We start from the raw sequence: 13,728 nt of genomic DNA, 5'->3' as shown, positions 1-13,728 counted from the left end.
TATTTTTAAGACTAGCGCTTTATCAATTTAATCTTATCTCTTTTGATAACATGAGTTAATGCTAATCAATACTATTTAACATCAAACCACAAAAACATAACACATTGTTATATAAGGAATTTTTAATATCTCTTACTTTTTTTGTGGTTTTTATTATCTTGGCACACTAGCTGCAAAGTTAAGGCAGAACAAAAACAACAACACAAGTTTATCAATGGTGATGGATTATTAAGTAGAAAAAGAGAAGGGCAACGACATGAAATCTACTAGTAAAGCAATATTACTCGCCGGTATTATCGCCGGAAGTTTACTCACTGGCAGCGGAGCAATTGCAGGTGTAAAAAATACCAAACATAACCTAGGCTCAACAGGCACAGGTGCAAACAATATGGATGGTACAGGTGAAGTATGTGTGTTTTGTCACACGCCACATGGTTCTGATACGGCCGCAGCTGTTCCTCTATGGAATAAAAAGATTGACGATACCGGTTTTACAACCTACGACACGTTGGGAACCTCAACACTAGACGGCGGCATCGCTAAAGTTGGTTCCGTATCTGTTGCTTGCTTATCATGTCATGATGGTACACAAGCAATGGACGTTATGATCAACCAACCTGGTTCAGGGGGTTATAACGCAGCAGGAGCAAGATTAGCTGGCACATGGACAGGAGCTGGAGTTGACGGCTTGATGCCTGCAGGTATTGCTAACCTAGCAAAAGATTTAACCAATGATCACCCTATTGGTATTCAATATGCAGGTGGTGGTTACACAAATGCAGGGGGTACTCCTTCAACCGCAGCTGACAAGGACTTTAAAGCTCCGACTAAAGTCACGATTAACTCAACCCCAGTATGGTATGTCGAAACTGGTAAAAATGCCGGCCGTGAAAAAACAGATTTACCGCTGTATACCCGTAATACCACGGATTGGCAAGGCGGCGCACTTGCCGGAGAAAACGAACCCTTTGTTGAGTGTGCAAGTTGTCATGATCCTCACGTAGAAGATGTTGCAGGTTCAAACCCTACCTTCTTACGCATTGCAAATACCAACAGTGATGTTTGTTTAGCATGCCATACGAAGTAACTAGACGGTTTAACGCATAAATCATCATGATGATTTATGCGTTTTTACTTTAATTTCTAGAAGCTATGTGAATGTATCATTGCTGTTTATGTAATTGTTAAGTCGAACATAGTAGCTAATGAGAGATGTAATAAATGAAGAAATTCTCTGTATCTTTTCCTTTGATAATGGTTATGCTGTTTTCCTTACCATTATCAGCAAAATCAGACGATGGCGCTGAACAGTATTCGGCACTTTATGAACAAGAGTTTGCTCAAGTAAACAACAGCCGCATAGTTGAAGCCCAACTAAGAGAGTTTATTTACCAGCAAAAACGAGCCCGCTTTTATCATGGTAAACCACCAGAAGGCGAAGAAACATCATTTCAACAAGAAGCTGGCGAGCTATTAATAGAACGTTTTTTAATCGCCCAAGCTGCAAAAGCTGAAGGCCTTAAAAGTGACAGTCAGGCAATTGAACGCAAGCTATCAGCATATGATGAACAGTTTAAAGATTCAGAGCAATGGCAAACAGCCAGACTTAAGTTTCTTCCTTTATACCGAGAGTTGCTTGAAGTCGCAGACTTGTCTGCAAAATATCAAGACTTTATAAAAGACTCCGTTGCCTTATCAAACGCGCAAATCCAAGACTATTACCGCAACAACTTAGAGCAATTCACCCAACCACCACAAAATCATGTTGCCGTTATTTTAATTAATGTATCTCCAAGTGCCGGTGGTTTTGTTTGGCAAGCAGTAGAAGAGCAAGCGAATAATATTTATGACAAGTTAGAAGCAGGCGCAAATTTTGCTGAACTAGCCCAATTACATTCAACAGATGTCACCGCTGATCAAGGAGGGGACATGGGATATGTACATAAAGGGATGATTGCTAACAAAGTGGAAGAGTCACTTGCCAACATAAATATCGGCGAGTTTACCAAACCGATAGTGCTACTTGAAGGTGTTGGGATTTTTAAGCTTGTCGATCGCAAGCCCGCCATTGTCCATGAATTCAGTGAAGTAGAAAAAAGAGCCGGGACATTAGCGCTTAACAATGCAAGGCAGAATGCTTGGCAATCTAAGCTTAATCAATTGAAAGAAAGTGCGGTCATCACACGGAATGAGCTTAAGTCAGGCCAGGGATGATAATTAGGTAAATATAACTAGAGTTGTTCTTTTGAAAACCTTTTCACCGTTAAGTCACACCAAAATATTTTGTTGCTTGATGGTGTGTTGTTTCCATCAGCCTTTGTCGGCTGAGCAATGGCTATTTTTAGGGGAAGGCTTTCAAAGTGTAACGGGATGGCTTGGTATTAAAACTTCATATATTAAAGATGACACAATTTCGTCTACCGGAGACAGTCTGAATGAAAATTCTGCCACAGGAAGACTTGTACAGAAAAATAGCTGGCAAGGGTTTATTTATCGCCCCTGGGTGAGTACAACCATGATAAATACGATATTACAGGCCGATCATAACCAATATGATTTAGTTGATAATGCGAACCAATCATCGCTTGATGGTCTCTTTTCAACAAAGGTTACTTTGTACCCTAATTCAGAGCTGAGCACTGATTTTGACTTTAGCCAAAGGCTGAGAAAAACCTTAAGCTCCGAAGAAGGAGGAGATAACCTGCTAGTTGATACGCAATTTAGCGTAGGCAGCCGTTTTCAGCCAGAAAATGAAACTTACTCTGCAAATGCCGAGTATTTTTTCAACTACAATGATGAATCTCAAGATCAGCGCAGCTTTATACAAAATGCGTTGGATTTACGCTATACCGATGAATTACAGGAAAGTAATTATACTTTTATTGCTCGGTTAAATGATGAAAAAAGAACATATCGGGCATTAGAAAATGAACATGACGATTTATCGCTGCAATATCAACATTATTGGGCACCCAATATCAGTGATTCCATCATATTTTCCGCAAACTATACAAATGAGAATGACAGTGAGCGGGACAATAATATCACCAGAAAATCACAGTCGAAGCGTTTTCAGGCAACATTAACCTCGTTTGTTCGCTCAAGTTCAGATGATCGCCTCACCTATACTGTGAATGGCTTTGTCAATCAAAGTAGCCGAGATTTTAACCAAAAAAACACCACATACAGCAATGCCAATTTATCTGCTGGCGGGTTTTATGACTACTCTGAAAACATTCAATTTAGTGCGTCACTTGACGGAAATTTTATTAAACAGGTTGGCAATAAGAAAAAACTGGTAACAGGTTATGCCAGTGCCGCCTATCAAGATGAAATGGATATCTCTGACTCATTACTTTTTTCTTGGTTTCTCCGTGATGCCGTTACAGCCTTTCGTGGCGATGAATCAGAAGAGCGTAACCTGCTAAGTTTTGGTGATGGGATCGTCAAGCGCTTTTATCCTTTCGGTCAACCTTTATCGGTTTCTTTTGAGCAGCGTATTGATCATGCCGTCAGCTCTGATGACCAAGATCTCCTACAAGACAAATGGAAATTGACGAATGACTTAGCCATCAACTGGTCGTCAAGCTCACAAAATGGCATTTCAACCTTATATATGTTGCTAACAGATTCTCGCCATTTAACTGATGATAAAAGACAATTTCAACATGTGTATGTCAGCCTGCAACGGAACCAGTCTTTAGGCGCTAATGATAACTGGGGCGGCGATTTGGTTTATGAATGGGATAAGACGGTCAATATATTTGGTAATGAGTTTGTGACCCAAAATGCGTTTGGCACCTTATGGTATAGAAATTATGAAGTATGGCAAATACCAAATTTGCGCTTTACCTCTACCTTAGATTTTCCGTTAGATAAGCTATTACCTGATGAAGAATTAAGAGAACCACAGCCAGCATCTTGGCAGAACAATATAGATTATAGAATTGGCTTTTTAGAGTTTCGTTTGCACAGTGTGAATACAACCGAAAGCTATTATGTAGGTCTTGAAGTAAAACGAAATTTTGATTTTTAACTTTTATTTTTTGGAGAATGTAGTGAAGAAGAATAATGTGCTGCTTGCACCCTTTCGGACTATATGTTTATTCATTTGTCTAGTAATTACCTTGGGACTCATTTCTCCCAAAGTTGTTCATGCTGAGTACGGGGATGTAGTAATTAATAACTACTCCGAAGAAGCTGGTATGCGCCCCGTAGTTTTCCCCCATTGGTTTCACCGCATTCGTTTTCGTTGCAAAGTATGTCACGCTGATTTGGGTTTCAAATTTGAAGCGGGTGGCAACAAAATCGACATGTTAAAGATAATAGACGGTGAATACTGTGGTGCTTGTCATAATGGTGAAGTTGCCTGGTCAGTTGAAAATTGTAACTTATGCCACTCAGGAAAACCCGGCACCACCACACAAGTACACGGTAGTACAGTGCAACAGTTAGTTTCGCCAGAAAAAGACAAACAGAATAAATAAGAGGTTGTTGTGAAAAGAACATATATTATAGCGGTCCTGTTATTGCTGTCTAAGTCGCTATCTGTACAAGCTGCTGACGTAGTGAATGGCAAAAAGGTAGTTGATCTCAATTGTGTTGCTTGTCATCAAACCGGCGTTATGGGCGCACCAAAAATAGGCGATACTGCACAGTGGACGAAACGAACGGAAAAAGGACTTACTCAACTAACTAAGAATGCGATTGATGGTATTAAGAGTATGCCTGCTAAAGGCGGTAACAGTTTACTTTCTGATCAAGATATTAAAGACTCTATTGCTTATTTCCTCAGTGCTGCAAATGTAAAAACTGAGAGTGCTTCCCAAAAAACTAAGGATAGCCCAATCTCCTCTGCTAAAAGCACCAAAGAAATAACGCCACAGAAAAAAAAGGCAGTACCCCAAAAAGCCTCGGTTGCTAGTACTCCCTCTAAAAAGCCAATAAAGACGGTTAAATCTGGTGCAATGAAGTTCAACCGATTAATGAAACCGCCTTCAGAGTGGAACCCAGCACCTTTTGAAGATGGTATACACGATCCCGATGGTGAAGGCGCTTATACATTGCAAGCTCCGAAAGAAGCTTTTTCACAGTTAAATAAGGCTTCATCGGGCAATCGTGTCGACTGGATGAAATCGCTAGATAACAAGAAAATCATGCCTCGATATGATCGCCTAGACGAGACGAAAAAGCCATTTGTTATGGACTTGAATATTGTTAGGGAAGTCAAAGGTTCAATGCCAGATGTTGTTTACCCTCACAAACAACACACCGAATGGTTAGATTGCTCAAACTGTCATCCAGATATCTTTATTCCCAAAAAAGGTGCGAACCAGATAAGCATGGCCTCCATCTTGATGGGAGAAAAATGCGGTGTTTGTCATGGCAAGGTGGCATTCCCAGTATCTGATTGCCGTAAGTGCCATTCGAAGAAAAAGAAGACCCCTTTTGTTGCCAGCAAAAACAACTAACTTAAAGGGTTAACAATTGATGATGAAGGCTTTTCGAAACACACGACCTAGTCAAAGGTTACAGCAGAAAAGTGTACATTTTGGCCGAACAATTGCTTCTAAATAGAGGGGTTATTCTGTGCTAGTTGAGTTTACAAGTGCATATGAAGCTTTACTGAGTATTTTGATTCGATTATGACCTACAGACACTCTTAGTAAGAGTTAATCACAAGATGAGATGGTATAAACGGCAGAAGATCAGGTATAGCCTCAAGCAATAACACTGCTTGAGGTTGCCAATGAAAACTTGAAACATGCTTTATAAATAAGCGGTTTAATAATGCTTTAGGAATGAAATGAATAAGTTAGTTTACTTTGTCATGGTACTAAATTTGGTTGTTTGCTTTACTGCATTGGCTAAGCAGGGCGAAACTGAGCCCTTCAATACCACTTTGCAAGTGAAACTTGAACAGTATCCGTTTCCTGAAGATATTTCTGGAAAGCCATCAAGATTTACTTTTTTACGTAAACTTTTAGAAGTTTCATCTGGCGCTAAAAAGGTGCTGGGGAGTGATAATATTGAATCTCACAATGCTTATATAGCAGCTCGAAAAACTTACTTACTCGCAGCTCAAGAGCCTGACAATGATAAAGTTAACTCTCTGTTAGATAAAACCGTGAAGTTAATGTATGAAGCCATAAGAAAAGCCTCATCTAAACAATTACTGGATAGAAAAAAAGAGCGAGACTATAAACGTAAGCTGCTGAGTGTGAAAGCATTACTAGAAGCGCTTGAGAGAATAGCTGTCGAGAAAAAAAATATCGAAGATACAAATAAGTTAAAAACCAATATCTTAGAAATCATTACTGTTGCAGATGATTTAATTAAAAAGCATAACGTTGATAAAGCACGAGAACTCCTTGATGAAGCTTACTTATTAACTAAAACAGGCATTGAGAATATGCGTAGTGGCGATGTTTTGGTTAGGGAACTTACCTTTGAATTTATCGAAGAAGAATATGCTTATGAACTGGATCGCAATGACACGCATCAAATGTTAGTTAAACTATTAATTGAAAAGAAACTGGCCAGTAAAACAGATTCATATAAGAAGAAAATTAACGATAGGGTGAAAAAAGCAAAGACGATACGCAAACAAGCTGAAAATTTCGCATCTAATGAAGACTACAGTAAAGCAATTAGCGAGCTGGAAAAATCAACGAAAGAACTTGTTAGGGCAATAAGAATGGGCGGTGTATTTATTCCAGGTTAAATATGTCGAATATCTACCGGTTAAGAATTTCTACTTTATTAAAAGATAGGTGAATAATTGAACGAACAACAAGACAACGTAATCAAAGAGATCATTTCAGCAAATGAAATGCACTCGCTAAAAAAGAAAATGTTAACGCGTTTGGGAAAAATCATTGCCTTACTTGTTCCGGCTTTCTTTTTATTGGCATGGTTTAGTTTTGAATATGTCGAAATAAGTGCGATGAATAAAGCCGTAAAAGAAGTACAAAGGCGGCACAAAACAGTTTCATCTCTTGAGAAAAGCAATCTTCAATTTTTGAAAAACATCATCATTCAGTTGAGCACTGATTCAGAACTCCAACGTTATGTGATGGATAGAAATGAGTTGTCAAAGGGCTTTGTGTTAGACAACTGGGTAAGAGTAAGTGAACAAACAAAATGGATTTATCAAATTCGCTTTATTGCTAATTCAGGCTTAGAGTTGTTACGCGTTGAATACGACAAAGAGAAAGATTTTTCCAGTCATTCAGATACCGTACAAAATAACAAAAATGATGTTTATTTTATTGAGGCGCAAAATTTAAAATTTAATCAAGTTTATATTTCTCCTATCGATTTAAACCGAGAGTATGGCGAATTAAGTTACCCCCTTACTCCAGTAATTCGTTTTTCCACGCCTGTTTTTCATCCATCAGAGCAAATCGCGGGTGTATTTGTGGTGAACTTTCTCGCAGACAAACTGATTGATTCGGCTAATAATATATTGGCTAATTTATCAGGTAATGGCGTGATACTTGATAGCAATGGCGATTATATTCAAGGCTTTGATAACAGCACAAATTGGTCGCATAAACTTTCAACTTCGACCGTGGATAATTTTAAACAAACCAACCCTAAGGTGTGGAAAAAGATTGTTGAAGATAAAACAGGTGTGGTTGGCAATAACGATGAGAAATTTGTTTTTCACACGCTTGAAATCAATGGGAATACAACAGTAAACCCATACTATTTTGTGCAACGGGTGAAACAAGCAGATCTATCACCTGAATATGCTGCCCAGAAAACCAAACTGTACCTACTCTTTTCATCTCTATTGCTTCTACTCACAATCAGCCTTTGGGGACTTTATAAAAGGAGATTGGTACAAGAGGTTGAGCATCACTCTTTGGCCCTTATTTCCGCATTATTTTACTGTGAAGAAGCCATTTTTATCACTGATTCCAAATGGCGGATTTCAGTAGTGAATAAGAGTTTTTGTAAAACCACTGGCTACGAAACGAACGAAGTGCTTGGCATGCTTTGTAGCGACTTATACTTTATGGAAAACACGGATTTACATGCTGCCATTCAGTCTTCAATAAAACATACGGGTCAATGGATTGGCGAAGTAATCAGTCTACGTAAAGACGGCACAAAAGTGATCAACATCATGTTTGCCAGCGCAGTAACAAATAAACAAGGTGAGGTGAGTCACTATGTTTTACAAATGATTGATATATCTGAGCGGAAACAAATGGAGAATGAGCTTAAGGTTGCCGCAGCCGCCTTTAATACCCGAAGTGCTATTTCGATCACTGATGGTGATGGAAACATCATCAAAGTTAACAAGGCTTTCACCGAAATTACTGGCTATGAAGAATCAGAAGTTTTAGGAAAAAATCCAAGAATATTATCGTCAGGAGTGCATGATAAAAAGTTTTACCAACAACTTTGGCAAAGCATTATTGAAACAGGAACTTGGCAAGGAGAAATCATTAATAAACACAAGGATGGCAAGCATTTTCCAGAGTGGATTTCAATTTCAGCTATTGAAGATGATACAGGAGCTGTGAAATTTTATGTTGCAACTTTCGAAGATATCACTGAAAGAAAACTATTAGAAGCACAAGTGGAAAAATTTTCAACTGCACAAGATACTCACTTGAGTGATTAATCAATTAAGCGCTCAAGCAACATAGCGATAGTGTGATAAATAAAGTAGAACAGATATGGCTTAATAGTGGTATTTAATCTCTAGTTTTGGCAAGCTCTATCAGTTGTTCCAAGTAGACGGGCTGTTGTTCTCCTGATCTGAGTCCAACATATATTTTCTTATGCATGCCTGATTTTCCTAGTTGCACAGTTTGAATAGACATATGCTGCTGAAACTCCTTTATCAACCAAGAAGGTAAAGCGGCAACCCCTCGATTTGCGTTGATCATTTGTAACAATATCTCTGTGCTTTCAATACATTTATGTTTTTTTATACCTATGCCAGCCGGGGTAATGAATTGACTGAAGATATCCAGCCTGCTGATTTCAATCGGGTAGGTCAGTAGTACCTCATCAGCCAAATCATTTGGAGTGATAAAGGCTTTTGAAGCTAAATGATGTTGGTTTGATACCACGAGCACCTGCTCATATTCAAACACAGGAATATATTCTAGCCCTTTTTTAGATAGTGGATCGGGGGTGATCAAAATATCTATATCATACGACAACAAAGCGCCAAGACCACCGAATTGAAATTCTTTGCGAATATCTATATCAACATCTGGAAATTGTTTTAAAAAAGGCGCGACAATTTTAAGTAACCACTGAAAACAAGGATAACATTCCATACCAATTCGTAAGGTACCTTGTTGTCCGGCGCTAATATCTTGAATGGCTAATTCTGTGTGCTCAAACTGAGGTAGTAATCGATTAGCTAAATTTAAGATTCGATTGCCAGATTCCGACAACCGAAGTTTTCGACCTTCCTTTTGCCAAAGTTGTATCCCTAACTGGTGTTCTAATTTTTTTATTGAATGACTGAGCGCAGATTGTGTTAAGCATAGTTGGTTAGCTGCTTCTGTTAATGTGCCCTGTTGATTAACGGCTCGTACAATTTCTAGGTGATGTCGTTCAATCATTATCGAAAGCCAATCTTATTATGAATAATTTTCATAAATACATGAATTAATACCAATTTTATTAATTGGTTTGGATGCCTATTATAACCACAACTTTAATCAAATGGATAGATAGATGGCTAAACTACATAATCTTGGCTTTCCTCGGATAGGGGAACAAAGACAATTAAAATTTTCACTTGAGCAATATTGGCGCGGCGAAATTGGGCAGCAAAGCTTACTAGCAAGTGCTAAAAATATTCGTACCAACAATTTAACTTACACCCAAGGGCTTGATTTCGCACAAGTAGGGGATTTTTCGCTTTATGATCATGTGCTTGATACCAGCTTTTTACTGGGTAATGTACCTGAAAGAGCTAATCACAAAGATGAAAACCTCTTGGATAGCTACTTTCGCATTGCCCGTGGCAGAGCGTCCAAACAAGACTGTTGTGGGGTTAGCGCTGGAGAAATGACTAAGTGGTTTGATACCAATTACCATTATATTGTGCCTGAATTTACAGCTGATACTGAGTTTTCTCTCAATGCGGAGCGCTTTCTAGAGCAAGTTAAAGAAGCGCATTCAAACGCATCAACCGTAAAACCTATTTTGTTGGGACCAGTGACTTACCTGTGGTTAGGAAAGGCAAAAGATGGGGTAAATCGTCTTCAGCTGCTTGATCAACTATTGCCTGTGTATCAACAGTTGCTACAACAACTGGCCGAATTAGGTATCGAATGGCTGCAAATAGATGAGCCTGCTTTAGTCACTGATTTAGAAGATGAATGGCAAAATGCCTTTAGCAAAGCGTACCATTTTTTACAGCAGCGACAACTGAAACTGTTACTGGCAACCTATTTTGGTGGCTTGGAAGCTAATTTAACACTAGTGAGTCAATTGGCTGTTGATGGTATTCATATTGATGCCATTAGAGCAAAATCAGATATCGAAGCTATTTTATCTCTGTTAAAGCCCCACCAGGTGCTCTCTATTGGCATTATTGATGGCCGTAATATTTGGAAAACAGATTTAAATAACGCACTGAATTTTATTGAGCCAATAGCGGATAAACTTGGTGATAAACTCTGGTTAGCACCGTCTTGCTCCTTGCTACACGTGCCGGTTGATTTAGCACTAGAGCAAAATATCCCCGAAGAAATCAGACAATGGTTAGCATTTGCCAAACAAAAGTTAACTGAACTGACTATTTTAGGTAAGGCGATTAATTGTGGCCGTGCTGCTGTGGCAACAGAACTTGAGCAAAATGCTCAGTGTATAGCGTCTCGTCAGGCCTCTTGTTTAGTACACAATCAAACAGTAGCTGATGCTATCAGCAAAATAACCAGTACAGATAGCCAACGCCAATCTCCATATAAGGAACGGGCAATAATACAACAGCGTAAGTTTAATTTACCCAAGTTTCCAACCACAACCATAGGCTCGTTTCCGCAAACCAGTCAGATCAGAAAACTGCGCAAAGCGTTTAAACAAGGCGAACTGACTAACGCTAATTATCAAGAAAAAATTAAACATGAGATAAAACAATGCATTGAAGTTCAGGAACAACTGAATCTAGATGTGTTAGTGCATGGCGAAGCTGAACGTAATGACATGGTGGAGTATTTTGGTGAACAGCTCTCTGGCTTTACTTTCAGCCAGTTTGGTTGGGTACAAAGCTATGGTTCACGCTGTGTTAAGCCACCGATTATTTATGGTGATGTTAGCAGAACAAACAGTTTAACGCTTGATTGGACTCGATATGCACAATCGTTAACGACAAAACCACTAAAAGGCATGCTTACAGGCCCTGTAACCATATTAAATTGGTCGTTTGTTAGGGATGATCAAGCGCGAAGTGACACCTGCACTCAAATTGCTTTAGCAATAAGGGAAGAAGTAAAAGCACTTGAATCTGCGGGTATTGATATTATTCAAATTGATGAAGCGGCGTTAAGAGAAGGGTTACCTTTGCGAAAAAGCCAGTGGCAGGAATATTTACACTGGTCTATTGATGCCTTTAAGCTTTGCGCTAATGGTGTACAAGACAGCACTCAAATACACACCCATATGTGTTATTCGGAATTTAACGATATTATTGAGTTTATTGCCGACATGGATGCCGATGTGATCACCATCGAAACCTCGCGTTCAAATATGGAGCTATTGGATGTGTTTGATAAATTTGCTTATCCCAACCAAATCGGCCCAGGTGTGTATGATATTCATAGCCCCAATATTCCTTCGGTTGATGACATTGTTGCGTTAATTAAGTCAGCAAGTGAAAAAATACCTACCGAGCAGCTATGGTTAAACCCTGACTGTGGCTTAAAAACGAGGAGCTGGGAAGAAGTTACTCCCGCACTTGATAATATGGTAGCAGCTGCAAAAGTCTTGCGCCAAGAAATGTATTAAGTATTAAGCATAGTGAGCAAGAGCATTAAATGACACCTCACTCATGTTATTAATGCTTCCTTAGAAATATGCTGGCTTTGACCTATTTAAATCGACAAGCCAGCATAGATAATTAAGATGAAAGACTTGAAATAGCAAATTCAAGCAAACCAGACAGTCTCAAATATGCTGTAAAATCAATTAGTAACGCCACATCCTCACTTGATTTTCTTGTTGGCTACTTTTTTCAACCTCTAGCAATTGAAAAATTAACCGCATTAATTTTCCAGCCATTACCTGAGTTTATAAGTTGCCAGTTCTCTTTGCCTGAGTTTACTTTTCTCTTGCCATCATAAAAAATATAATCAAAATAGATGATAGCTACCTCGCCATCACTAACAATTTTAACATTTGATATTTCTTCTTTTGGTTGTTTAGTATTATCTATAATAGAATCTATAAATACTTCAGGCGAGCTATGTCTATATTTAGCAGGCTCACGAAATTTATCTCCAATTTTTTTCTTTAATTCTATTCCTGCCTCTGAATTTGCCCATTTTAATTCATTTTCATAATCAGTTTTTGTATGGACACCGACCCAAGACACGGTACCTTCAACAAATAACTCCATAAATTTACTTTTATCTTTATTGATTATTGAGGTTTCGAATGATTTAACAATTTCATTGAGGGCTTGCTCATCATTGTCAGCAAACACAGGTTTTGAAATTAACAATATAAACGTAAACAATAAAAATTTATTCATCACATCTCCATGTTGATTGAAGTATCAAACACCCAAATAATAGGAAAATATCAGTTGGTTAAAATAAGCGACGCTGGAGCAAAAAACAACTGTTAAAAGTCCCGCACTGCAGTGGCTTGTCAGGTATACCTCACACCAAACAAGCTTTTAATGATTATGTATAAGACTTAAATGGTTACCTTTAGAATCGGTGAAATGACCTATAGCAATACGGATTAAATCGATAAGCCACCAAATACCAAAACCACCTAAGGTTACCAACATTAAAATACCTGTTCCTATTTTGCCGTAAATAAATCGATGTACACCAAACACCCCGAAGAAGAAACACACAATGAATGCAACAACACCTTCAGAGTTCTTGCGAGAATTAGCATTAGAAACCGCAGTGGAGTTTTGCTTCGAATTACAATGCGGGCAAACTAAATCCATATCTGAAATTTGTTGACCACAATAACGACAAAAAACATTAATACTCAATTTATCATCCTTTATTTAATTTTTGATTAGTATACCGAACGCCTCTACATGGACGTTTAGGTGCTTAGCTAAAATAAGCGACACGGGAGTAAAAACCAACCGTTATTTATATTAACTTAATCGTCATCTTATATTAACCACTACAATTAACCCTTATTTTCCTTTGAAAATAAACAGTGCCATATTTCAGCAAAACTCGCTTTTACTAACCAATAAGTGAGTGAGTGGTGATGCTTGTTTCGAATGTCACGTTTTTGATTTTTCTGTTGTTGGTGAATGTCTTTTAACTCTTCTTGAAAGGCTAATTCTTTTTCTTGCTTTATTTTATGTTCCATCACCTTGTTAGCGCATTTGGCATAAGCCTTTCTTGTTTTGGCATCAAGATTGGCCAAAATACTACCAGTTCCTTTGATTATTTTTCCTTTAACTAACTCATGAGAACGCAACATGCTCATCATCAAACCCTCTCCAATCCTACATTAATTAAGACCAGATAAGTGCTGTATTAGTTTCAT

At 38.4% G+C, this 13,728-nt stretch carries 12 protein-coding genes; 8 read left to right on the top strand and 4 right to left on the bottom strand.

Going from position 1 to position 13,728, the window contains the following annotated elements:
- The first annotated feature begins 256 nt into the window (after positions 1–256).
- The 7 genes from IV514_RS14335 (at position 257) to IV514_RS14305 (ending at position 8,638) form a co-directional block, all read left to right on the top strand.
- Entirely contained in the window at positions 257–1,087 is an 831-nt protein-coding gene (locus tag IV514_RS14335) for a cytochrome c3 family protein (RefSeq protein ID WP_206485972.1), read from the top strand.
- 134 nt (positions 1,088–1,221) lie between these two features.
- Entirely contained in the window at positions 1,222–2,214 is a 993-nt protein-coding gene (locus IV514_RS14330; protein ID WP_206485971.1) for a peptidylprolyl isomerase, read from the top strand.
- Between the two features lie 31 nt (positions 2,215–2,245).
- Entirely contained in the window at positions 2,246–4,036 is a 1,791-nt protein-coding gene (locus IV514_RS14325; protein ID WP_206485970.1) for a hypothetical protein, read from the top strand.
- A gap of 91 nt (positions 4,037–4,127) precedes the next feature.
- Positions 4,128–4,487: a c(7)-type cytochrome triheme domain-containing protein gene (locus IV514_RS14320; RefSeq protein ID WP_206485969.1), complete on the top strand. Its 360-nt coding sequence runs from the start codon at positions 4,128–4,130 to the stop codon at positions 4,485–4,487.
- A gap of 9 nt (positions 4,488–4,496) precedes the next feature.
- A complete protein-coding gene (locus IV514_RS14315) occupies positions 4,497–5,471 on the top strand; it encodes a c(7)-type cytochrome triheme domain-containing protein (RefSeq protein WP_206485968.1) in 975 nt (324 codons plus the stop codon).
- 335 nt (positions 5,472–5,806) lie between these two features.
- A complete protein-coding gene (locus IV514_RS14310) occupies positions 5,807–6,724 on the top strand; it encodes a hypothetical protein (RefSeq protein WP_206485967.1) in 918 nt (305 codons plus the stop codon).
- 141 nt (positions 6,725–6,865) lie between these two features.
- A complete protein-coding gene (locus IV514_RS14305) occupies positions 6,866–8,638 on the top strand; it encodes a PAS domain S-box protein (protein ID WP_206485966.1) in 1,773 nt (590 codons plus the stop codon).
- 73 nt (positions 8,639–8,711) lie between these two features.
- On the opposite strand, the gene IV514_RS14300 is transcribed toward IV514_RS14305, so the two are convergent.
- Complete coding sequence (locus tag IV514_RS14300; protein ID WP_206485965.1) at positions 8,712–9,596, bottom strand: LysR family transcriptional regulator; 885 nt, start codon at positions 9,594–9,596, stop codon at positions 8,712–8,714.
- A 115-nt stretch (positions 9,597–9,711) separates the two neighbouring features.
- On the opposite strand from IV514_RS14300, the gene metE reads away from it, so the two are divergent.
- Positions 9,712–11,988, top strand: coding sequence for a 5-methyltetrahydropteroyltriglutamate--homocysteine S-methyltransferase (gene metE, locus IV514_RS14295; RefSeq protein ID WP_206485964.1), 2,277 nt, complete (start codon positions 9,712–9,714; stop codon positions 11,986–11,988).
- Positions 11,989–12,214: 226 nt separating this feature from the next.
- Here the strand turns inward: metE and IV514_RS14290 are convergent, their stop codons facing one another.
- The 3 genes from IV514_RS14290 to IV514_RS14280 all read right to left on the bottom strand — a co-directional run bounded on the left by IV514_RS14290 (position 12,215) and on the right by IV514_RS14280 (position 13,671).
- Positions 12,215–12,733 carry a hypothetical protein gene (locus IV514_RS14290; RefSeq protein ID WP_206485963.1) on the bottom strand — a complete coding sequence of 173 codons (519 nt, stop codon included), beginning with the start codon at positions 12,731–12,733 and terminating at the stop codon, positions 12,215–12,217.
- A gap of 147 nt (positions 12,734–12,880) precedes the next feature.
- Positions 12,881–13,213, bottom strand: coding sequence for a TM2 domain-containing protein (locus IV514_RS14285; RefSeq protein WP_206485962.1), 333 nt, complete (start codon positions 13,211–13,213; stop codon positions 12,881–12,883).
- Between the two features lie 146 nt (positions 13,214–13,359).
- On the bottom strand, positions 13,360–13,671 hold the full coding sequence (locus IV514_RS14280; RefSeq protein ID WP_206485961.1) for a hypothetical protein: 312 nt from the start codon (positions 13,669–13,671) through the stop codon (positions 13,360–13,362).
- Between the last annotated feature and the right edge of the window lie 57 nt (positions 13,672–13,728).

This window comes from Thalassotalea sp. G2M2-11 (assembly GCF_017168195.1).
In the GTDB taxonomy this organism is placed as follows: Bacteria; Pseudomonadota; Gammaproteobacteria; order Enterobacterales; family Alteromonadaceae; genus Thalassotalea_E.
This window is presented reverse-complemented; position numbering and strand designations above follow the sequence as displayed.